The organism is Flintibacter sp. SJQ-8 (genome assembly GCF_054108085.1).
This window is the reverse complement of record NZ_JBPJWR010000009.1, coordinates 270,038-291,815: the sequence shown is the minus strand read 5'-3', so window position 1 is coordinate 291,815 and position 21,778 is coordinate 270,038. Positions and strand designations below refer to the sequence as shown.

The following is a 21,778-nucleotide window of genomic DNA, read 5'->3' as shown; positions in this document are numbered from 1 at the left end:
GCGATGGCAAAACGTAAGCGGGACGTTCAGCTCAAATTCCGCGTCACGCCGCAGGAACGGGAAATGATTGAAACGAAGATGGCGCAGTTCGGCACCACCAACATGGCGGCGTATCTCCGCAAGATGGCGATTGACGGATATGTGGTGAAGCTCGACCTTCCGGAGCTGCGGGAGCTGGTGTCCCTGCTTCGGTATTCCAGCAACAACCTCAACCAGCTTACCCGCCGCGCTCACGAAACAGGCCGCATCTATGAGGCCGATTTGGAGGACATTCAGCAAAGTCAGGAACGGATATGGACGGCGGCAGAGAAAATCGTTTCCTCGCTGGCGGCGCTGAAATAAGTCGCAGGGGCGGCGGTCACTCCGCCGCCCCTGTTCACACAAAGCAAAAGCCTCGCATTGTTGCAAAGCGCGCGCTGTCATGGTATTCTGATATTAGAAAAGCATAACGTCTTTGAAAAGGAGGCCGTCAAATGTCTATTCTGAAAATTATCCTTGTGCCGCTATCGCTTATCCTGTCCCTGTTCGTCTGGCTGTGCGCGGGGCTGCTGTCTTGCTCCGGCTTCGTGTTCAAGCTGGCAAGCGGCCTGCTCTCCCTGTTGGCCATCGCCGTGATGATTACCTACTCTGTAAAAAACGGCATTATCCTCCTTGTGCTGGCGTTTCTAATCAGCCCGATGGGACTTCCGCTGCTGGCGGTGCAGGGACTTGGCAAGCTGCAAGACGTGAACGCTGCCATGAAAAACTTCATCCATAGTTAAAGCGCAAGCCGGGGCGAACGCCTCGGCTTGCTTTTTCATAAATTCTGTTTTTGATTTTACTCAAAGAGATTGTAAAAACTACCCCTCCGTGCTATAAAATCCTATTTATCAAGCGAGAGCCAAGGCTTCATCTGGCACGAGGAATGGAAGCTGTATGCGCCGAATAATCTGATGCACATGATAGATAAAGGGGTAGTGTAAAGCGGTCTGCTACGGCAGGCCGTTTGACTTTTCAAGGAGGTGTCCAACATGGCAACCACGCGCCTGATGCCTCTGCACACCGGCAAAGGCCGCACGGTGGGACAGGCCATCAGCGCTATCATCGACTACACCGAAAATCCGCAAAAGACGGACGGCGGCAGGCTCATAACAAGCTGGCAGTGCGACAGCAGGATCGCCGATGCCGAGTTCCTTTTCGCCAAAAATCAATACACCCAAAAGACCGGCAGAGTGCGCGGCGAGGATGATGTGATCGCCTACCATCTACGGCAATCCTTTGTTCCCGGAGAGATCACACCGGAGGACGCGAACCGTTTGGGCTGTGAGCTGGCCAAGCGCTTCACCAAGGGCAATCACGCCTATATCGTCTGCACCCATATCGACAAAGCCCATATTCACAATCATGTGATCTGGAACTCCACCGCACTCAGCCAGACCCGGAAATTCAGAAACTTTTGGGGCAGCAGCCGCGCCGTGCGGCGGCTCAACGATACCATCTGCATCGAGAACGGCTACTCCATCGTGGAGAATCCGAAGCGCCACGGCAAGAGCTACAACAAGTGGCTGGGCGACAAAAAGAAGCCCTCCCACCGGGAGCGGATATGCGCGGCCATTGACGATGCGCTGGCGCAAAAGCCCGACAGCTTTGAAACGCTGCTGGAGCTGCTGCGGCGGGCCGGGTATGAGGTCAAGGGCAAGAAAGTCCCGTCCCTGTTAGGCGGCGAACAGAAAAAATCCATTCGCATGGATACCCTCGGCGACGGTTATACTCCCGCAGATCTCCGCGCGGTGATTGCAGGTGAAAAGGCGCATACGCCGCAAAAGAATGTCGCCGCGCCGGTCAAACCGGAAAAGCGCAGCGGGAATCTGCTGGTGGACATTCAGGCCAAGTTACGCGCGGGCAAGGGTGCCGGTTATGCGCGTTGGGCGACGTTGTTCAACCTGAAACAGATGGCACAGACGGTGGCCTATCTGCAAGACCATGAGCTTTTAGATTACGCCGTTCTCTCAGAGAAAGCGGCGGCAGCGTCCGCTCACTTCAATGAGCTTTCCGCAAGGATCAAGGCTTCGGAAACACGCATGGCCGAGATTGCGGTGCTGCGGGAGCATATTGTCAATTACGCCAAGACCCGCGATACCTACGTTGCCTATCGCAAGGCCGGGTACTCCAAGAAATTTCTTGCAGAGCATGAAAGCGAGATCACGATCCACAAGGCCGCAAAGAACTACTTTGATAGACTGGGCTTCAAAAAGCTGCCCACCATCAAGGCGCTGAATACCGAGTACGCCAAGCTGCTGGCGGAGAAGAAAGCGGCCTACGCCGACTACCGAAAAGCCCGTGAGGAAATGAAAGAGCTGCTGACGGCCAAGGCCAATATCGACCGTATTCTGGAGCTGGACAAGGAGCAGGAGGAAGCGAATGAACGACGGGAAAAAGAGGCAGAGCAGCGCTGAGCTGCCTGCCCATAAGCGATTTGCAAAATCGCGCAGCCGATGGATTTATCCATCGTTCCAGAACACAGTTTTTGTGTTCTGCGGGGATTGGGGCAGCGCCCCAACAGAGCATGAAACAGGCGGGCTCCGTGTAAACGGAATCCGCCTGTTTTTGCAAAGTGGGTACCGCTTTGCATTGCTTGCCGCTTTCTTGCCCCCGTTCGTACCCCCGTTTTCCCCTCTACCCATACTACAATCCGAAAGGGGCGTTTTGGCCAGTTTCGGAGGACTTTTTCAAAAAATGTCGCTCCTATCCGTAACTTTGCTCTGAACACTTCGCCGGATGCCTTGTGTTTCTTCGGATATTCGTATATAATGTATCGTGTTGAGTATTATCCATGCGGAGGTGCGGTATGAACGGGATCAAGGGCTATATCTCCATTCGGGAGGCGTCTTACCGTTGGGGCGTGTCGGAGCGGCGGGTCAACCAATATTGCGCCGAGGGGCGGATCCCCGGCGCGTCCCGGTTCGGGCGCTCATGGGCGATCCCGGAAAACGCGGAAAAGCCCTCCGACCCGCGCTTCAAGGGGCAGCACCGCGATTCCGGCAGGACAAGCACCTGACGAATCCCCTCCGCATTGGAATTGGAAGCATCCGCAAAAAGGAAGTGAACGCTATGACTTGCGACGAGAGCTTGTACCGCCAATATCTGAGCGGTGACGACGAAGGGCTTAATGCCCTGATGAAAAAATACGGCGACCCCCTGACCCTGTATATCGACGGCTATCTGCACGACGTTCACGAGGCGGAGGAGCTGATGCTGGATGTTTTCGCCTATCTGTTCACGAAAAAGCCAAAAGTACGGGACGGCGGCTTCAAGGCGTATCTCTATAAGGCGGCGCGGCACATGGCACTGCGCCACAAGAGCAAGCGAAAACCGCTATTCAGCCTCGATGCGCTGACCGGTGAGCCGGACGAACGGCTGCTGGCGGAGGAGGTCATACGGACGGAGGAGCGAAACCGCATCCTGCACTTCTGCATGGATGAAATGAACCCGGACTACCGGGAGGTTTTGTACCTCACCTATTTCGAGGATATGAGCTACGCACAGGCGGCGGAGGTCACGGGGAAAACGGTAAAACAGATCACCAACATGGTGTATCGCGGAAAAGAAAGCCTGCGAAGGCTGCTGGAACGGGAGGGAATCACAAATGCGGAGTCATGAGGAGCGCGTCGTGGAGACGAAGCGGCGCATCGCCCAAATTGAGCGGGAAAAACGGCTGCGGCGCAATACGATCACCATGGCTTCTGCCGTGGCGGCGTGCCTTGTACTGCTCATCGGCGCGTCCCTTGCCATGCCCGGCATTGCCGCAAGCATCCAGACAGGCGACTACTCCGGCTTTGAAACGGCGGCCAGTATGTACGGCGGCGGCGCTGCCTTGGGATACATCGTCATCGGGCTGCTGGCGTTTTTACTCGGCGTGTGCGTGACCGTTCTGTGCTTCCGGCTGCGGCAGATGAACCGGGAGGACGGGCAGAACGAGGGAAAGCGAGGATGCGCATGGAGCTGATTGAGAACCTGCTGCAACTGCTGGTCACGTTCGTGGGCGCGCTGCTCTCGGGTATCTCCTACCGGAAAAGTGGGCGACAGGCGTATTTTCTGCTGCTGTGCTTCTACGGCTGCTTTGCCCTCGGCGCGCTCTACTGGACGCTGTATCTGCTGCTGTTCGATACCACGCCGCGGGTTTTCTATGTCTCGGAGTTCGGCTGGGTGGCCAGCGTCATTTTCCTGCGCATTTTGCAAGCCACGCTCGCCAGTCAGGACGAGCGCAGCTTCCGCTGCCGCAGGGCATGGCTCGCGCCTGCGTTCGGCGTGCCGCTGCTGGTATTCTACTGCACCTTTGGGGACATTCTCTCCAATCTGATCTGGTGCGGCATGATGATATGGCTCTCCTTCTGCGCCATTCGTGGACTGGTCTACGCCAATGGGCAGACGGACGCGGCGCGGAATATGCGGTGGTTTCACATCGGCGTGCTGTGCATTGTGTGCGCAGAGTATCTGCTCTGGACGGCGGGCTGCTTCTGGCCGGATACCTCACCCGCAAGCCCCACCTTCTGGTGCGATATGCTGCTGACGCTTGCGATTCTGGGGCTGCTGCCCGCCACGAGAAGGGCGGTGGCAGCATGACCTACATCGAAAATATCTTCCTGTGCATGGTGTCTCCGCTGCTGGTAGCTGCTTTGTGCATGGGCAGGCGGCAGCTCCGCTTCTTCCTGTTCTGCATTGCCGGAATGGGGGTGTGCCTGCTTTCGGCCTATATCAACACCTTCCTTGCGGCAGTGTGTCAGGCGGACGCCCTTGCCGCCACGGCGGAGATCGCGCCGGTGGTGGAGGAAATCATGAAGCTGCTGCCGCTGGTGTTCTATCTTCTGGTGTTTGAGCCAGAGGGGGATAAAATCAAGGCTGCCGCCATCACGGTTGCCCTCGCCTTCGCCACCTTTGAAAACGTGTGCTATCTCATTCAGAACGGCGCAGACCGCTTCTCCTTCATCTTCTTCCGGGGCTTCGGCACGGGAGCCATGCACGTGCTCTGCGGCCTGATCGTGGGCGGCGGGCTTGCATACACATGGCGGCGGACGTGGCTGAAGGTCGCGGGCACGTGCGGGCTGCTGGGCGCGGCCATCACATTTCATGCCATCTACAATCTGCTGATTGCTTACGGCGGCGCGGTGCAGTACATCGCCTACGCCCTGCCGGTGCTGCTGATCGCGGTGGGAAGATGGTCCGCTTTCCGCTTATCGCGGAGGAAATAACCGAATATCCACTCCCTGAGAGCTGCTTTTTGGCGGCTCTCAAATTTTTTTGAAAAATTTTGCGTTTTGGGTGAGAGTTTTTTCGATTTTTTGTACCTATATAAGTGAAGGGGTTTTTAAGCCACATTTCAAAAAATCCAGAGAGGAGGTTCAAACGAAATGTACGATACCGCAAGACGGGTCGCACTCGTCAAGCAGCGGGTGCGGGAAAACACCCGCCGGAGGCAGCGGCGCGAGGTAATAAGCCTCTCCGCAGCGTGTATACTGCTGTGCGCGGCGCTGATGCAGACAGCGGGCACGGTCGTCGGGCCGGGGCAGACATCCGCATGGGGCGTGTTCGGCGCAATGCTGCTGCGGGAGGACGCGGGCGGCTATGTGCTGGTGGCCGTCGTCTCCTTTGCAGCGGCGGTGGTCATCACCGTGCTGTGCTTCCGGCTCAGAAAAAGAGAAAATCAGAAAAAAGACGGGGCGGACAAACCGAACCGACACGAAAAGGAGGAGAAAAGCCAATGAAGAAACGAATACTCAGCATCCTGCTCCTATGCTGCATGGTGCTGACGCTGCTGCCGACAACAGTATTGGCAGCGGACGGGCCGATGGATACCATACCAAAGTACGACGTGAGCATTGACGTGTACAACCGGACATCGGACATATCCATTAAGGACAGTAGGAGCTACTATATCTACTCGTCCGTTCCCGATAAGCTCAGGGACACATGGGCATGGGATAAGAAGATATTCATCAAGGGAGATAAAACCGCGCCGCACGTATTTATTGACGGCGTAAATATCGAGATGAGTCCCAGTTCCAAGGGGCCGGCTATTGAATTAAATAAGAAGGCTTCGGCATATATCTATTTCATCGGCAAGAACAGCTCCCTGCAAGGCGCCGACGGCCGCGCGGCAATACAGAAAAACCGCAGCGAGGGTCAGCTTTATGTTCTGGCGCGCACAGGCACCACGGTGACCTGCAAGGGCGGCGACAAAGCGGCGGGCATAGGAGGAAGCTACGCGACCCGCAATATTTCCAACGGTTATTACAACGGAGATATGTACGGCCATGGCGTGAACATGCACTTCGGCTCTCAGAGCAATCCTGACTACTGGGGCGGCACCATAGCGGCCATCGGCGGCGAGGGCGGCGCAGGCATCGGCGGCGGCCAGGGCGGAAGCGGTGAGAAACTGTATTTCTACTCCGGCATGGTGCAAGCCAACGGCGGCCGCTTGGCCTCCGGCATCGGCGGCAGCTATAAGGGGCGCGGCAGTGAGATCTATATTTATGGTGGCACAGTCAGCGCTCAAGGCGGTGACGGAGGCGCTGGTATCGGCGGTGGCTGCTGGACAACGGAGCAGGACATGAATGGCATCAACGCCGCCCACGATATCTACATCTCCGGCGGCACGGTCACGGCTAAAGGCGGCCACAACGGCGCGGGTATCGGCGGCGGGCAGTATGTCCCCGCCCGTGATATCACGGTGACGGGCGGCTTTGTTACGGCGACGGGACACTACGGAGCGGCGATAGGCGGCGGCCGCTGGTGCCGCGGAATGGACATAACCCTTACCGACGCTACCCTGAATCTGTCGACCAATTACCGCAGCAACGGCTCGGACGCGGCGGCTGTCGGCTACGGCGACATTGTTTACAAACCGGATGAGCTCGTGGCGGATCCGTCGATCGCGACGAACGACCGGATAAAGGTCGGCTCAAAGGATGGAAAGATCGTCATGCTGACGGCTAACGGTTACGCGCTCAGAACGGATGGGAAACCGAGCTACTTCATGCATCTCACTGATTTCCTGATTCCGGACAGCGACGGAATGATTGACCTGTCGCTGCTGACTCTGCCATACACGCAGAACTACGGATGGGCGATAACTGATCTTGATGTGAAAATGATGGAGACCTCCTGCGAGGGAAACCATACCTACGGCTGGAAAAACCGGAATGGCTGTCATGTCTGGGGATGCACACGCTGCCCGGCCCGGAATCCGCTAGAGCGTGGACCTGTACCGGACGGTGAGCATATTCCCGGAGAGTGGGAAAACCAGGAAAAGAAGTGCACCGTATGCGGGGTTGTGTCGGCGAAGGACACCACGCCTCCGGTGATCGAGGGAATTACGAATGGAATGGAGTATACCGCCGACGACACCGATGACGGGCAGCCAGGCACGATCAGCTTCATGGTCAGCGACCCGGTGAGAGACAAGGAGGTGTCCTCCGGCGTCAAGTCTGTGACGATCAACGGTGAGGAGCAGACCGTGCAGACCGGACAGGCTTATCAGCTGACCGCGCCGGACGGCGGCAACAATGATGAGGGATTTGTGTATGAGGTCGTTGCTACGGATAATGCGGGCAACAGCACCACGACAACGATAAGGCTGTACAGAAGACACCGGGTTCTGATCCTGAGTGACAGAAACGACCCGAGCAGCGCGATCCTCCACCTTGGCGTGCCGCACGGGTTTGAACTGGAACTGCCGTTCGATCATCTGCCGAAGGAAGCGTATTTTGTCGATCTGGATAACGAGAATATCAAAATATACCGCGGGGAGAATAATTACTATAACCTCGGCATCATCAACTCGAACCGGAAGTTTTTGCTGGTGATCCCGAAAACGGAACTGCCTACGCTGACGGTTCGTGTAGGAAACAAAAGCTTTTGGGACTATCGTGCGGATGCGCCGGATGAATTCTGCTATGTCGATCCGGTAGACAAGTACGGAGAGGGCTATGCTGTGAGTCTTGGGATTTCATCTGACGAAACCAGCTACTATTTTGAAACGGCCACGCGCTATACACTAAAGGAGCTGAAGGAGCTGGATGACAAAGGCAGCATTAAATGGTATAAATACAATTCGGAATCTTGGAGTCTTACCCTCATAGGTCCCTCCTTTGAGGACTACCATGGCGAGTGGTATGTCTACGCCAAGGCTACAAATGAGGTGGGGACGAAATACGTCTCCTCCCCGAAGCTCATACTGGACTGCTCAGATCCGGCGGCCACAGTGCATCCCTCCGGCAAGGAGCTGGAAGGCAAAGCCAATTCGAGCACAGCCGCGGTGGAAGGCACGACCTACTGGGGCAATTTGCAGTTCAAGGTGCATGACGAGACGCCGGTTACGGTGCAGGACGGCCAAACGGTTCTGAAGCCGGATGAAAACGGCATTTATACGATCCCGGCGGACATGGACGACAATGTCTACCACAATATTTATATCAGAGACTCCTGTGGAAATACGATTTTCTATCTGAAAAACAAGGTCCGCTGGAACACGCTGGCCCATGTCGATACGCTCGACGAGCAGAAGCTCCCGCATGGCGCGGTGCTGTCTGAATCGCTGCCTGCCACGGTCACCGTCCGGACGGCGGCCAGTGGGAATCAGAGCGTTTCGGTTCCGGTCAAATGGGACGAGGCGGCGGACTATGTTCCAGCGGCCAAACGGGAGCAGCACTTTACCGTGACCGGGACGCTGGATCTGTCAGGCACAGACATTGTCGTCCCACCGGAGCAGGAAGCCTTGCAGACGGTTACGGTAGAGGTAACGGTGGCCGGTGCACCGCAGTACAGGGTAACGGCTGCAAGCAGTGAAAACGGCACAGTCACGGTGGTGAATGCCACAGAAACCGCCGAGGACGGCACGCCCCTGTTCTGCAAGGACGACCTTGTCATGCTCTCCATTGCACCCAATGAGGGCTATATGCTCAGTACGCTGTCCATCAACGGTACTCCCGCCAGCTTTGCAGTTGAGGATGATACCTATACCTTCGCCCAGCCGGAGGAAAACGTCACCATAACTGCAACGTTTGAAAAGCGCAACGAGCATACCATCACTTTTGACGCGAACGGCGGCTCCGAACCCGAGGATTTGCCGGAGGAGGTCACCACCGCAATGCCTGCAAAGAAGGTATTGCGCGGCAGCGAGTATTCTCTGCCGGAGTGCGAGTTTATTGCGCCCGAAGGAAAGCAGTTCAAGGCATGGGAGATCGACGGTACGGAGTATCCGGTGAACGCCCCTGTGACCGTCACCGCTGACATCACAGTCAAGGCGCTGTGGGAGGACGCACCTCCCGCCCCTACTGAGTACATCGTTACCGTCACCAATGACGGAAACGGCATCGGCACCGCAACCCCTTCCACCGCTGCGGCCGGTACGGAGATCACCCTGACCTCAATGCCCAGCGAGAAATACCACTTTAAGAAGTGGCAGGTCGAATCTCCGGCAGGGCTTGTAATCACCAACAACAAGTTCACCATGCCGGACGGCAATGTGGAGGTCAAGGCTATCTTTGAGGCAGATACGCCTCCTATGCCTACCGACCCGGCCAAGCCCAACATCAGTGTGACCGGAACCTACATCTACAATGGCTCCGAGCTGGTAGCCAACGTGATCGGCTACGACTCCGGCACCATGAATATCACCGGCAACACCGGCACGGACGCGGGCGATTACACCGTTAGCGTCACGTCCAAGACCGGCAAATGGGCGGACGGCAGCACCGACGCCGTAACCACGGCGTGGAGCATCGGCAAAGCCACGCAGGAGGCTCCCGCCGGATTGAATGGTGTCGCCCCCTCTGACGAGGGCGGCAGCGACGGCAAGATCACTGGCGTGACTGACAAGATGGAATACCGTATGGAAGCCGAAGGCAGCTATACGCCGTGCAGCGGCGCGGAGATTGAGAACCTGTCCGCTGGTCATTACTTCGTCCGCTATGCTGAGGATAACAACCACTTTGCCAGCTCCGATGCGGCGGTCACGGTGGGAGAGGGCGCGTCGCTTGCGGATTGGACAATCACCTTCAACGCAGGCGGCGGCAGCGGCAACATGGATTCCGTGACCGTCAAGACAGGGACAAATTACATCCTGCCCGAGTGCGGCTTCACCGCTCCCACCAATCAGGAGTTCAAGGCTTGGGAGATTAGCGGCACGGAGTACAAGGTAGGCGATACCTATATCGTGAGCGGGGACACAGAGATCAAGGCGCTGTGGGAAAACAGCGTTATTACCCCCACCACTTACACCGTCACCGTCGGTAATGACGGAAACGGCACTGGCACCGCAAGTCCTTCCACCGCTGCGGCTGGTACGACAATCACCCTGACCGCTACGCCCAAAACCGGCTATCACTTCAAGGAGTGGGAGGTCATCAGCGGCGGCGTGACCATCAAGGACGACAAGTTCCTCATGCCGAACGACAACGTGGAGGTCAAGGCCATCTTCGAAAAGGACGCGCCTGCACCCACCGAGTACACGATCACCTATGATCTGGCCGGCGGCACTGCGGAGGGCAATCCCGACACCTACACCATCGAGACGAGGACTTTCACCCTCAAGAATCCTACCAAATCCGGCTATACCTTCACCGGCTGGAGCGGCACGGGGCTTGACGGCGAGAACAATATGACCGTCACCATCCCAACGGGCAGCACTGGCAACCGAACCTATACGGCACACTGGCGTTATAATGGCAGCGGCCATTCTTACAGCTATTACACCATCAAGGCAACTGCCGGGGCTGGCGGCTCCATTTCTCCCTCCGGCAATGTCAGCGTCCGTGAGGGCCGGGATCAGACCTTCACCATCACCCCGGATAAGGGCTATGCTGTCGCCAACGTCAAGATCGACGGCAAGAGCATCGGCGCGGTGAAGTCCTACACCTTTGAGAATGTCAGCAGAACCCATACCATCGAGGTCATCTTTATGAAAGCTAACGGCAACCCCCAGACCGGCGTGTTTGTGGATGTAGCCACCGGCAGCTATTATGAGGACGCTGTGGATTGGGCAGTGGAAAACGGCATTACCAAGGGAACCGATGATACCCATTTCTCCCCGGATGGCATCTGCACCCGTGCGCAGGCCGTGACCTTCCTGTGGCGCACCGCTGGAAGCCCCGCCTCTAAAACCAGCACCATGCCCTTCACCGACGTTCCTGTGGGCAGCTACTACTACGACGCTGTGCTGTGGGCAGTAGAAAACGGCATCACCAAGGGCACCAGCGACACCACGTTCAGCCCCAACATGACCTGCTCCCGTGCCCAGATCGTCACATTCCTGTGGCGTTCTGAGAAGTCCCCGGCAGCGGGTACAGCCAATCCCTTTGCTGATGTGAAGTCCACCGCCTACTATGCTGATGCGGTATTGTGGGCGGTCAAGGAGAACATCACCAAGGGAACCACCAGCACGACATTCAGCCCCAATGCGGATTGCACCAGAGCGCAGATCGTGACCTTCCTCTGGCGCTGCAAGAAGTGACCGGCTGACATACGGCTAAACATCAAAGCCGCTGGCATGACCCCATAAGCGAACATCGGACAGCGCAGCGGACGGGCATCTCGCCCTGAAGCTGCGCTGTTCTCTTTTCGCTACAAGAAACAAATCAATGACATTTTGAGCTGCGCCGCTATCCCAGCGCGGCAAGGAGACAGCATTATGAAAAGAATCACAAGAATCATTCGTCCGATCATCTGCATGGCCGTCCTTCTCTTTGCCATGACCACGGCAGTCATGGGCTGCTATCAGAAAGGGACGGAGCCTATCGACATTCCCGACAGAACGCCTTCCGGCACATCTGCGTCTCAGCCATCAGCGACTCCCGCGGGCGAAGTTATCCCCTCGGTGGACAGGCAGGCAGAGTTGGCGGAAGCCAGAGCGAAGAATCCCGACACCGTGGCATGGCTGTATATTCCCGGTGCGGAGGTAGACGATCCCGTGATGCAGGCGGAGGACAACGGCTATTACCTGAAGCTGGATGAAAACGGCGAGTATGCCATGTGGGGCTGCTATTATGCCCATTGTGAAAACGAAATTGGCGGCAGGGATAAGCTGGACAAAAACACCACCATTTTCGGCCACTCCGCCAGCAACTGCGACCCGGACGGTGTGCGGTTCACCAAGCTCTACCGTTATATGGACGCAGACTTTGTAAAGGAGCATCCGTATATCTATCTCTCTGTGGATGGCGAGGACATGATTTTCCAGATCACCGCGCTATTCGTCACGGATATTGGCTTTGACTATATTGCGCCTGATCCCACGGGAGATGATCTGACCAGCTTCTTTGAGACGATTGCGCGGAAAAACTGGCTTGACTTTGATGGCGTGACCTTCTCCGAGGAAGATACCGTTCTGACCCTCTCCACCTGCTGCCGGAAGTATGACAAGGCCAACAGCGGCAATCAGCGGCTGGTGGTCATGGCAAAGCTGCTGCCGGAGGGGGCAACCGCGCAGGAGTTCAGCGTATCCCTTGTGGATAGTCCTGAAATGCCCTAAAAGAAATCAGAATACGACGATAACAGGACACCCATCCTTGCGGTACTGAAAAGCAGCGTATGGTATAGGGAAAACGGCGGCTGCTCTGTACGGGGCGGCCGTTGTTTTTGCTGTCCCAACATTTTTCAGATGAAAGGGACCTATGCGTATGACAGGAGAGCACAGGAGGTGCCGCTAATGCTGCGGCAACAAGCCGCGCCGGGAGCATAGCCGGACGATACCCGGACACCGTAGGATACCTATGCCCTCCGACAGCCGCCGACAATTTCCATACTGAACCGCACCGAAGCGCCCATGCAGGCTTTTATGCCTGTGTGGGCGCTTTTTGTCGTTCCCGGCACTTTTTCGCCGTGGGCTGCCGCTCCCCGCCGCCCTTCGTTCAGACCTTTTTACCCACTCGGATCTGAACGGAGGAACAAAATGTTTAATAGAAAAAGCATCTATGCGCTGAATAAGAAAGACCCCGATGCCATCGTTTATATGGACGCCAATGAAGTCATCGTCCGCCTGACCCGCGAGGACTTTGCCAGCGAGAAAGAATTTCTGAAATGGAAAGCCCTGTCGGACGAGGACTATCACGCCTCCGAAAAGGAAGCTCACGTCTATGCCAATCACACGCTTGCGTTGGATGAGCTATCCGAGGAAGCGGCCTCCATTCCTGCCGTGGATGTCTGCATGGAGCAGGCGCATGACCGGGCAGAGGCAATCCACCGCAGCGTCAGAAAGGTCACGCAGATTCGGAAGCACCTGACGGATACGCAGTTCCGCAGGGTGTGGATGTATTTCGTGGATGGGATGACGGTTGATGAGATTGGCGCAGCCGAGGGTGTCAGCCATCAGAATATTTCCAAGAGCATCGGCGCGGCGATGAAGAAAATGAAAAAACTTTTCCCTGATTGCTGAAAACAGGGTGCAAAAGTGGCCCAAAATCGGCGATAGGTGAAGGGACATTCTCCACGAAGCCTTTCACCGAACGTTGAAAACTGAATAGACCATGATGCAGGCACAAAACCCGCGTGATAGCGGCATAAGGTGCGCCGCCACGACGATGGCTTCAAGGAGGTGATTCCGGAAAAGCCATCCGAGCGATCTACGCAGCCTTAGACCCGATTCGGCAAATCGGGCGCGATGACAGCGCGGCGGATAATGAAACTTGCTCACGCCCTCCCACAGACTTGAGGGGGAACCCTGCGGTATGCGCCAGCTCTTTGAGGCAGCGGTATCGTGGAGTTATGACAGCCCTGCCAAGGGCGGCCTGCATCATGCCCACTATCCGGGGCGCGTGGCAAATAGGATGGATCTTCTCAAATGGACAAGCAGAGCGGCTGCGCCGGTATTCGCCATTATGTTATGTGGCTCCAATTCTGCCCGCGCAGCCGCCTCTCAAAGTCAGATACCATGCGCTGATGGCCTTTCCCGTCAGCGCATTCATGTGACCTTGAGGAAACCCACCAAACCGAGAAAGGAGATCGCCATGATGCAGCCGACACCAAACGAAACCCAAATCCACACGGATGAACTGGTGGACATCCGGGAAGTATCCGTAGACAAAAATCTTCCCAAGGAAGAACGCATTGCCGCCTTTATTCGCCAGATCAAAAATCCTTACCGCTTCCGCTGCGGCGATTTCGTGGTAAACGCCTGCTTCGCCGGGAACGGTGTTACGTTGGAGGAATGTCTGCAAGGCATTTTGCGCTGAGCGACATCCTCGCTTTTTTCCGCAGAGAGTGCTATGATCGGTGTGGAAAAGGATGAAAACCTAATAGCCAGATAACCACTCTTTTCATGCGGGAGCAGTCCGGGAGAAAGGAGTGCTTTTTCATGCCTAAATTCAAAGCCACCGCTTATATCCGCCTGTCCTACACCGACGATCATTCCAGCGAGAGTGACAGCGTTTCCAATCAGCGCAAGCTCATTGAAAACTTTGTGGAGCACAACCCGGATATTGAGGTCGTTTCCGAAAAGATCGACGATGGATACAGCGGCATCATCTTCGACCGTCCCGCATTCAAGGAAATGATGCAGGATGTCACCGATGGAAATATCAACTGCGTCATTGTAAAAGACCTCTCCCGGCTGGGGCGCGAGTACATTGAAACCGGCCGGTATCTGCGCCGGGTATTCCCGGCCTATGGGGTGCGCTTCATCGCCATCACCGACAGCATCGACACCGCCCACGACAGCGGCGATGATCTGGCCGTATCGGTCAAGAACATTATGAACGAAGCCTACTGCCGGGACATTTCCATCAAGACCCGTTCTTCTCTGGACGTGAAGCGGCGCAACGGCGATTTCGTCGGCGCGTTCCCGGTGTACGGCTACATGAAAGCCGAGGACAACAAGAATTTGCTCGTCCCTGACCCCTACGCCGCCCGCGTTGTCTGCGACATCTTCCGTATGCGGCTGGAGGGCGCAAGCGCCTCTAAGATCGCATCAGAGCTGAACCAGCTGGGCATTCTCTCTCCGCTGGCATACAAGAAGAACAACGGCCTGCCCTACGCGAAAAAGGGATACGCAGACAAGGCTGACTGCAAATGGTCGGCAACCACCATCATCCGCATCTTGCAGGACGAAACCTATACCGGAACGCTGGTGCAGGGCAAACAGGGTACGCCGCATTACAAGATCAAGCAGATGGAGCAGCGCCCCGCCTCCGAGTGGGTGCGCGTCCCGGATGCCCATAAAGCGCTGATTGCCCGTCAGGATTTTGAGCTGGTGCAGCGCATTAAGGGACTGGATACCCGCACTTCTCCCAACGAGGATACGGTGTACCTGTTCTCCGGTATTCTGATCTGCGGGTGCTGCGGAAGCCGCATGACCCGCAAGACCAACCGTGCAAACGGCAAGGAGTACCACTACTATTATTGTCCTACCGGCAAGAAAAAGGGCTGCGCCCATCCGGTCATGCTGAAAGAAAGCAGCCTGATCGACTGTGTGCGGGACAGCCTGAAAGCCTATATCGGCAATATTGCTTCTCTGGAGGCGCTGCTGACCGGCATTGACCAGACCAGCATCAATCAGGCGCTTGCCAAGGAATACAGCGACCACATCACCGACAACGAGCGCCGGTTGGAGCAGGTGCTGGAGTTCAAGGCACGGCTTTATGAGAGTCTTGTGGGGGGTATGCTTACCAAGGAAGAATACGCTTCCTATAAGGCAAAGTACACCAAGCAGGCCGAGGACATCCGCGAGAGCGTCCGCGTTCTCAAGGAAAAACTCACGGAGGTGCTGGAAAACCGGAGTGAGCGCAACCGCTGGATTTCACAGTTTACGCAGTTCTCCACGCTGGAAACCTTAGACCGCAGGGCGCTCATTCACATGGTACAGAGCATCCGCGTCCGTGGGAAGAAGGAGCTGGATATTACCTTTACCCATGAGGACGAATACAAAAAGGCGTTGCAGCTTCTGGCGCTGGCAGCGCAGCAGAAAGATTACGAACAGAGAAAGGTGGGCTGAGCATGGCAAGGAAAAGCAGAAAAGAAACGGCTGCGGTGGCCGTGCAGGAGGCTGACGCCGCTTGCCGCGCCGCGATCTATGTCCGCCTTTCGGTGGAGGATACCCACACGCACAGCGTATCCATTGAAACCCAGCAGATGATTATTGCCCGCTATCTGGAGCAGTACCCGGAGATCAGCGTGTACGATACCTACATTGACAACGGCGCGACCGGGACAAACTTCCACCGTCCGGGCTTTCAGCAGATGCTCTCAGATATTGAGGCTGGTCACGTCAACTGCGTCATTGTGAAAGACCTCTCCCGTTTGGGGCGGAACACCATCGACACCGGCTACTACATCGAACAGTATTTCCGCATCCGTAATATCCGCTTTATTGCGGTCAATGAAAACTTCGACACCGCCGCCCCAGAGGATGCCCATTCCGGTATCATCATTCCGCTGCGGAACATGATAAACGAAGCCTACGCTTTGGACATCGGGCGCAAGATCAGGGCGCAGCAGCGGCAGGCCATGAAGGACGGCAAGTTCATCGGTGCGCGTACTCCCTACGGCTATCTGAAAGCCGAGGACGATTGCCACCAGCTTATCATCGACCCCGTTGCCGCCGTCGTGGTGCAGCGGATGTTTCGTTGGGCTTCCGAGGGCGCTGGCCTGAATACCATCGCCGTGCGGCTGAACGAGGCTGGCATCCTCACCCCCAGCCACTACAAGAAGATGCAGGGAAAGATCACCCACGAAAATTTGCTCGGCAGCGGCAAGTGGCAGACCCGAACGGTCGGCGTCATTCTCCGCTCCGAGGTCTACACCGGAGATCTCGTTCAGGGGCAGACCAAAACCGTGGATCACCGGCAGGTCAAGGCTGATGCCGAGGAATGGACGGTGGTGCGGGACACCCATGAGGCCATCATCAGCCGGGAACAGTTCGCGGCGGTGCAGGAAATTCTCAATCAGACCGCCAGCCGCGCCAAGGCGCGGGAGATCAACGCATACACACCGAATTTGCTCAAAGGCAAGGTGTTCTGCGCCCATTGCGGCGGCAGCCTGCACCGGCAGAGAAACATCCGTAAGAAGTCCGACGATGTGTACTTCTACCATTGTCTGAGCAGGAGCCGAATCAGCAAGGATGCCTGCCCCGGCGTGACCATCCGCGAGGATGCGTTGCTGGATATGTTGGCAGATATGCTTCAGGACGCGCTTGATACGGCGCTGGGGCAATACACCCTCTCCCTTGCAGAACTGCCCCGGCAGGCCGCTGACCGCGCTGAGCTGCGGGAGAAGATCACCAGCCGCAAACAGGAAATCCAGCGGCTTCGCGGTATCGTGCGGAGCCTGTATGAAAACCTTGTTCAAGGCGTTCTCACCAAGGATGAATATTTCGACTACAAGGAAAAGTACGAAAGCCGCATTGCCGATCTTGCCGTGGAAATGGAACAGTTGGAGGACGGTCTGCGGACAATGGATGCCCAAACCAAGCAGCACCGGGCGCTGAAACAGGATGCTGCACAGATCAAGACCGACCGTGCGCTGACCGGTGCGCTCATTGAGCGGCTGATCGACCGCATTGAGGTATCCCACAATAAGCAGATCACGGTGCGCTATCGCTTCCAGAGCGAGTTTGAAACCTATGCGGAGGTGCTGGAACAATGCAGAAATATGTGATTGCCCTCTACATACGCCTCTCCATTGAGGACTACAAGTACGACAGTCTGAGTATTGAAAATCAGAGCCTTGTCCTCCATGAGTATGCAGCTTCCATGCCGGAAGCTCTGAACGCGGAGATCATGGAGTTCATCGACAACGGATATAGCGGTACAAATTTTGAGCGTCCGCAGGTGCAGAAGCTCATTGAGCTGGTGCGGGCCAATCAGATCGACTGCATCATTGTCAAGGATTTTTCCCGTTTCGGGCGCAACAGCATTGAAACTGGATACTTCATCGAGCGTGTGTTCCCACTGTTCCATACCCGCTTCATTTCCATCAGCGACGATTTTGACAGCAGCAAATTCAAGGGCGACACCGGCGGCATGGATGTGGCGTTCAAGTATCTCATCAGTGAGTATTACAGCCGCGATATGTCCATCAAGACCAAGAGCGCAAAGTACGCCAAGATGCAGCGAGGCGAGTATCAGAGCAAGATTTGTCCTTACGGCTACCGCAAAAGCGCCGATGGCAGAATGGAGCCTGACCCGGAGGCCGCTGCCGTTGTGCAGCTCATCTTCCAGCTTGCCGCCGAGGGCATCAACGCCACCGCCATCACGCGGGAGCTGTTTCGCAGAAGCATCCCCACTCCCGGCCAGTACAAAGCCGCGCACGGCAATCACACCCATGATATTTCCCGCTGTCACGGGATTTGGAGTACATCCACTATTCTCCGCATTTTGGAGGATGAACGCTACACCGGCGTGTATGTGATCGGCAAGCGGGCGGTTCTCGAAGTAGGCGGCACCAGAAGCCACCTGAAGGACAGAGAATCATGGTACATCATCCCTGACCATCACCCGGCCATCGTAGAGAAAGCCGTGTTTGATACCGTGCAGGCCAGCCAGCTCCGCTTTTCCCAGCCCAACAAAAAGAAGCGGGACTACCCGCTGAAAGGCAAAGCCTTCTGCGGCTGCTGCGGTCATGCGCTGTCCCGCACCATGCAGAAAACCTCGTATTATTACTGCCGCCATTCCGAGGCGGACGTAGAAAGCCGCTGCCACAAGATGCGTCTGAACGCCGCAGAGCTGGAACAAGCGGTATTCCTGACGCTGAAAAAGCAGATGGAAGCCGCCGCACCGTTTGCCCCGGACGGTTCGCTCCGGGTGGATGCCTCCGTACCGGAACGCGCCGAATATGAGCAGCAGATCGAGACGCTGCAAGACGGCAAGCGCACACTTTACGAACACTATCTTATGGGCGAGATTGACCTGAACACCTACAAGGCGGAAAAGGCCGCGTGTAACGAGCTGCTGCTGAAAACAAAAAACGCCTATGCCGCAGTATTGGCACAGGCGAAACAGAAGCAGGACGAACAGGCACGGCAGGACAGCCGCAAGGAAGCGTCCAAGGCGATTTTCGATGCGGACACGCTGACCACCGAGCTGGCCGAGCTGTTGATCGACCGGGTGCTGGTATATCCCGATAAGCGCATCGAGATCGCATACAAAATCCAGGACATTTTTGATTGAGGTGGCAGTCATGAAAATCGCTTTCTATTGCAGAGTGGACGGACAGGGCTTTGGCTTTGTCCTCCCCGATGAAGCTGACAAGCTCCGCGAGTTTTTCGCCGAGCATCAGGATAAGCCTGCGCTTGAAAAGCCATCGAGCGCAAGCTAAAAATTTTTGTCGTGTGCTTGACATACGGGTGGCGCAGATCATGAAATCTAACATGCTTGCACCCAGCGTGTTCCAAGACGAGCTGCAATCTGCGCCGTACCACGCCGGGTGTAATGGGACAGTCCTCCTTCACCGGTGACGGGAACATCCAGCGGGAGTCCACCGTCTTTTTGTACTCACGCAGCACTGCCACCACCGCGGGCGGCAGGACGATCTTGCGGACAGAGTTCTTCGTCTTGGGCGTGCTGATTTGAAGCTGGCCCCACACATCGTAGACCTGCTTGTTCACATTCAGCACACCAGTCTTGAAGTTCAGGTCGTCCCATTGCAGCGCCATGAGCTCACCCCGGCGCAGGCCGGTGGCTAAGTCCAGGAGGAACACTTCATAGTAGCCCTCAAACTTCGCTTGAATGAGGAATCGCTGCAGCTCCTCCCGCGTCAGCACCTGCATTTCCAGCGCCTTCTTTGGCGGCAGCTTGCAGCCGATGGCCGGGTTCATGCGAATCAGTCCATCCTGCACCGCTTTCTCCAGCGCGGAGCGACAGGTGGCGTGGCACATGCGCACCATTCGGTCGGACAGTCCTTCGCCGTACTTGTCGGTGAAGCGCTTCCGGCCACCATTCTTGATCCGACCATAGAACTGCTGCAGGTCATTCTGCGTCAGCTTATTCAGCGGGATGTCACCGATTTCCGGGATGATGTGCAGACGGATGCGGCTCTCGTAAGTCTCCTGCGTGGTGGGACGGATCTTCGGCTTGGAATGATTCTCGTACCAATATGTCAGCCAGACCCCGAAGGGCATCTCTGACCGCACCTTCTCCGGCTTCAGCCCGCCACACTCTTCCTTGAGCTTTTGGAGCTTCTCGACGCACTCCTTCTTGGTTTTGGCGAGAACATTTTTCGTCTTGGGATAGCCGTTATCGTCATAGCCGATGACGATGCGCCCCTCTCACCGACCATCCTTGCGCTGTCTTACGGTTCCGTCGCCGGCTTTTCGTTTTCTTGCCACGGTTTCAACTCCTTTCCGAAGATGTCCTCCATGAAGCCGCCCACGATGCCCGAGGCTGTCTTCTGCATATCCGATGTAACATGGGTATAGGTGTCCAGCGTGAAGGACGCATTGGTGTGTCCCAGAATACCGGACAGTGTCTTGGCGTCCACGCCGCTGGTAAGGGCATGGGTGGCGAAGGTGTGGCGCAGATCGTGGAAGCGGATACTGGGCAGCCCCGTCCGCCGGAGCAGCGTCTTCATGTGGAGGTAGGCCGAGCCGGGGTTGACAGGATCCTCCGGCTTCACTGGGTCGGGGAATATCCATTGACTGATGGTATCCGCCTTGCGCCGCCGCAGGATGTCCGCCACCGTCTTCGGCAGGAGGATGGTACGCATTCCCTTTCCCGTTTTTGTCTCGCCGACGGTGTACTCGCCCTTCCGCTGGCTGTGGAGGGTACGGCACACCTTCAGCGTACCAGTGTCCTCGTCGAAGTCGTTCCATTGTAGACCGCAAATCTCACCGCGGCGCAGGCCGGTCATCAGCTCCGTCTGGAAGAAGTCCCTCCACACCTCATCCTGCTCCACCACTTCAAGGAAAGCATCCAGCTCCGCACGGGTGAGGATGCGCTTGGGCCTGTAGTTTGGCTTGGGTGCGGTCGCCCCCTCGGTCGGATTTCTGGGAATGACATGCGCCTGCACCGCGTCTTTCAGTGCGGCGTGAAGCGCGGAGTGGATGTGGCGGACCATGGAGTCAGAGAGTTGATGATTCATTTCGGGATGCTCATGAATGCGTCCCTCTATTTTCAGGCGGCGGTACATCCGCTGGATGTCCTGCTGAGAGATGAGGGAGATTTGCTTGTCGCCCAGCTGCGGCTTGATGTAGTATTCGATATAGCAGCGATAGCTTTTGAGCGTACCGGGCCGCACCGTACCTGCCTTGTATTCCGTCAGCCAACGGTCCAGCCACTCCCCCAGGGTCATCCGGCTGTCCTCGGTCAGCTCCACGTCCTGATAGCGTTCGATATTCTGATGGAGCTTTTCCGTCAGTTCTTTTTGTGTATGAGCATAGGCGTGCTGGAAGATGGGCGTACCGTTTTTCTTGTGGCCCACCACGATGCGGCCTTCCCAGCGCCCATCCTCCCGCTTGCGCACCATGCCGTCACCGGACGGTCTTCGTTTTGCCATTTAGTCCTCCTGTTCCGCCGGATGGCAGATATGCTCTTCTTCCTCCCGCTCGAAGGAATAGAGCCCATCTGCCTCCAGCTCTTTTGCCACGCCCCACGCCAGCTTGAAGCCCGCCGTGAAACTCATCAGCGTGGCTTCTACCAGCAACGCGTTCTGCGCGTCCAACAGCCGCAGCAGCTTTCTGCGCCCCACGGCGTCCATGTCCTGCCGCAGTTCCTCTCGAGCGTATTCGACCTGTGCGTCCAATTCACTGTGTTCCTGACGGTCGAAGCGCTTTTGCAGGGCTTTCATGTAGTCGTACATTGCGGCACCTCCTTTTGGT

General features: G+C 56.6%; 18 protein-coding genes and 1 pseudogene. 16 read left to right on the top strand and 3 right to left on the bottom strand.

Annotation, left to right across the window (positions count from 1 at the left end; all coding sequences use genetic code 11):
* The first annotated feature begins 3 nt into the window (after positions 1-3).
* The 16 genes from ACSAMP_RS07630 (at position 4) to ACSAMP_RS07555 (ending at position 19,133) form a co-directional block, all read left to right on the top strand.
* The gene (locus ACSAMP_RS07630) at positions 4-342 is read left to right on the top strand and encodes a plasmid mobilization protein (RefSeq protein WP_370794033.1); all 339 of its coding nucleotides are present in this window, start codon (positions 4-6) and stop codon (positions 340-342) included.
* A 131-nt stretch (positions 343-473) separates the two neighbouring features.
* The gene (locus ACSAMP_RS07625; RefSeq protein ID WP_101069706.1) at positions 474-761 is read left to right on the top strand and encodes a CD1845 family protein; all 288 of its coding nucleotides are present in this window, start codon (positions 474-476) and stop codon (positions 759-761) included.
* A gap of 249 nt (positions 762-1,010) precedes the next feature.
* Positions 1,011-2,435: a relaxase/mobilization nuclease domain-containing protein gene (locus ACSAMP_RS07620; protein ID WP_457800039.1), complete on the top strand. Its 1,425-nt coding sequence runs from the start codon at positions 1,011-1,013 to the stop codon at positions 2,433-2,435.
* Positions 2,436-2,827: 392 nt separating this feature from the next.
* Complete coding sequence (locus ACSAMP_RS07615; RefSeq protein ID WP_181446422.1) at positions 2,828-3,037, top strand: helix-turn-helix domain-containing protein; 210 nt, start codon at positions 2,828-2,830, stop codon at positions 3,035-3,037.
* A gap of 53 nt (positions 3,038-3,090) precedes the next feature.
* Positions 3,091-3,639: an RNA polymerase sigma factor gene (locus ACSAMP_RS07610; protein ID WP_457800038.1), complete on the top strand. Its 549-nt coding sequence runs from the start codon at positions 3,091-3,093 to the stop codon at positions 3,637-3,639.
* Complete coding sequence (locus ACSAMP_RS07605) at positions 3,626-3,985, top strand: DUF4179 domain-containing protein (RefSeq protein WP_457800037.1); 360 nt, start codon at positions 3,626-3,628, stop codon at positions 3,983-3,985. Before ACSAMP_RS07610 ends, ACSAMP_RS07605 begins: the two co-directional genes overlap by 14 nt.
* A complete protein-coding gene (locus ACSAMP_RS07600; RefSeq protein WP_457800036.1) occupies positions 3,976-4,602 on the top strand; it encodes a histidine kinase in 627 nt (208 codons plus the stop codon). The genes ACSAMP_RS07605 and ACSAMP_RS07600 overlap by 10 nt, the downstream gene beginning before the upstream one ends.
* The gene (locus tag ACSAMP_RS07595) at positions 4,599-5,228 is read left to right on the top strand and encodes a PrsW family glutamic-type intramembrane protease (RefSeq protein WP_457800035.1); all 630 of its coding nucleotides are present in this window, start codon (positions 4,599-4,601) and stop codon (positions 5,226-5,228) included. The genes ACSAMP_RS07600 and ACSAMP_RS07595 overlap by 4 nt, the downstream gene beginning before the upstream one ends.
* Positions 5,229-5,387: 159 nt before the next feature.
* On the top strand, positions 5,388-5,741 hold the full coding sequence (locus tag ACSAMP_RS07590; protein ID WP_457800034.1) for a hypothetical protein: 354 nt from the start codon (positions 5,388-5,390) through the stop codon (positions 5,739-5,741).
* The gene (locus ACSAMP_RS07585; protein ID WP_457800033.1) at positions 5,738-11,488 is read left to right on the top strand and encodes an InlB B-repeat-containing protein; all 5,751 of its coding nucleotides are present in this window, start codon (positions 5,738-5,740) and stop codon (positions 11,486-11,488) included. Before ACSAMP_RS07590 ends, ACSAMP_RS07585 begins: the two co-directional genes overlap by 4 nt.
* A gap of 177 nt (positions 11,489-11,665) precedes the next feature.
* Positions 11,666-12,505 (top strand): class B sortase, encoded by an 840-nt coding sequence (locus ACSAMP_RS07580; RefSeq protein ID WP_457800032.1) that lies wholly within the window; start codon positions 11,666-11,668, stop codon positions 12,503-12,505.
* Between the two features lie 420 nt (positions 12,506-12,925).
* Positions 12,926-13,408 (top strand): sigma-70 RNA polymerase sigma factor region 4 domain-containing protein, encoded by a 483-nt coding sequence (locus ACSAMP_RS07575; RefSeq protein ID WP_136890913.1) that lies wholly within the window; start codon positions 12,926-12,928, stop codon positions 13,406-13,408.
* A gap of 292 nt (positions 13,409-13,700) precedes the next feature.
* The gene (locus ACSAMP_RS07570; protein ID WP_429835579.1) at positions 13,701-14,204 is read left to right on the top strand and encodes a DUF6870 family protein; all 504 of its coding nucleotides are present in this window, start codon (positions 13,701-13,703) and stop codon (positions 14,202-14,204) included.
* Between the two features lie 122 nt (positions 14,205-14,326).
* The gene (locus ACSAMP_RS07565) at positions 14,327-15,961 is read left to right on the top strand and encodes a recombinase family protein (RefSeq protein ID WP_457800031.1); all 1,635 of its coding nucleotides are present in this window, start codon (positions 14,327-14,329) and stop codon (positions 15,959-15,961) included.
* Positions 15,962-15,963: 2 nt separating this feature from the next.
* A complete protein-coding gene (locus ACSAMP_RS07560; RefSeq protein WP_329757369.1) occupies positions 15,964-17,622 on the top strand; it encodes a recombinase family protein in 1,659 nt (552 codons plus the stop codon).
* On the top strand, positions 17,607-19,133 hold the full coding sequence (locus tag ACSAMP_RS07555) for a recombinase family protein (protein WP_136890910.1): 1,527 nt from the start codon (positions 17,607-17,609) through the stop codon (positions 19,131-19,133). The genes ACSAMP_RS07560 and ACSAMP_RS07555 overlap by 16 nt, the downstream gene beginning before the upstream one ends.
* Positions 19,134-19,303: 170 nt before the next feature.
* Here ACSAMP_RS07555 and ACSAMP_RS07550 read toward each other — a convergent pair.
* The 3 genes and pseudogenes from ACSAMP_RS07550 to ACSAMP_RS07540 form a co-directional block, all read right to left on the bottom strand.
* A pseudogene (locus ACSAMP_RS07550) lies at positions 19,304-20,290 on the bottom strand (site-specific integrase); the annotation flags it as partial.
* The gene (locus tag ACSAMP_RS07545) at positions 20,254-21,456 is read right to left on the bottom strand and encodes a tyrosine-type recombinase/integrase (protein WP_457800030.1); all 1,203 of its coding nucleotides are present in this window, start codon (positions 21,454-21,456) and stop codon (positions 20,254-20,256) included. The pseudogene ACSAMP_RS07550 and the gene ACSAMP_RS07545, both read right to left, overlap by 37 nt.
* A complete protein-coding gene (locus ACSAMP_RS07540; protein WP_457800029.1) occupies positions 21,457-21,759 on the bottom strand; it encodes a hypothetical protein in 303 nt (100 codons plus the stop codon).
* Between the last annotated feature and the right edge of the window lie 19 nt (positions 21,760-21,778).

Coding starts and splice junctions, on each gene's coding strand:
- ACSAMP_RS07630 (WP_370794033.1), top strand. CDS start 4: ATGGCAAAACGTAAGCGGGACGTTCAGCTCAAATTCCGCGTCACGCCG.
- ACSAMP_RS07625 (WP_101069706.1), top strand. CDS start 474: ATGTCTATTCTGAAAATTATCCTTGTGCCGCTATCGCTTATCCTGTCC.
- ACSAMP_RS07620 (WP_457800039.1), top strand. CDS start 1,011: ATGGCAACCACGCGCCTGATGCCTCTGCACACCGGCAAAGGCCGCACG.
- ACSAMP_RS07615 (WP_181446422.1), top strand. CDS start 2,828: ATGAACGGGATCAAGGGCTATATCTCCATTCGGGAGGCGTCTTACCGT.
- ACSAMP_RS07610 (WP_457800038.1), top strand. CDS start 3,091: ATGACTTGCGACGAGAGCTTGTACCGCCAATATCTGAGCGGTGACGAC.
- ACSAMP_RS07605 (WP_457800037.1), top strand. CDS start 3,626: ATGCGGAGTCATGAGGAGCGCGTCGTGGAGACGAAGCGGCGCATCGCC.
- ACSAMP_RS07600 (WP_457800036.1), top strand. CDS start 3,976: ATGGAGCTGATTGAGAACCTGCTGCAACTGCTGGTCACGTTCGTGGGC.
- ACSAMP_RS07595 (WP_457800035.1), top strand. CDS start 4,599: ATGACCTACATCGAAAATATCTTCCTGTGCATGGTGTCTCCGCTGCTG.
- ACSAMP_RS07590 (WP_457800034.1), top strand. CDS start 5,388: ATGTACGATACCGCAAGACGGGTCGCACTCGTCAAGCAGCGGGTGCGG.
- ACSAMP_RS07585 (WP_457800033.1), top strand. CDS start 5,738: ATGAAGAAACGAATACTCAGCATCCTGCTCCTATGCTGCATGGTGCTG.
- ACSAMP_RS07580 (WP_457800032.1), top strand. CDS start 11,666: ATGAAAAGAATCACAAGAATCATTCGTCCGATCATCTGCATGGCCGTC.
- ACSAMP_RS07575 (WP_136890913.1), top strand. CDS start 12,926: ATGTTTAATAGAAAAAGCATCTATGCGCTGAATAAGAAAGACCCCGAT.
- ACSAMP_RS07570 (WP_429835579.1), top strand. CDS start 13,701: ATGCGCCAGCTCTTTGAGGCAGCGGTATCGTGGAGTTATGACAGCCCT.
- ACSAMP_RS07565 (WP_457800031.1), top strand. CDS start 14,327: ATGCCTAAATTCAAAGCCACCGCTTATATCCGCCTGTCCTACACCGAC.
- ACSAMP_RS07560 (WP_329757369.1), top strand. CDS start 15,964: ATGGCAAGGAAAAGCAGAAAAGAAACGGCTGCGGTGGCCGTGCAGGAG.
- ACSAMP_RS07555 (WP_136890910.1), top strand. CDS start 17,607: ATGCAGAAATATGTGATTGCCCTCTACATACGCCTCTCCATTGAGGAC.
- ACSAMP_RS07545 (WP_457800030.1), bottom strand. CDS start 21,456: ATGGCAAAACGAAGACCGTCCGGTGACGGCATGGTGCGCAAGCGGGAG.
- ACSAMP_RS07540 (WP_457800029.1), bottom strand. CDS start 21,759: ATGTACGACTACATGAAAGCCCTGCAAAAGCGCTTCGACCGTCAGGAA.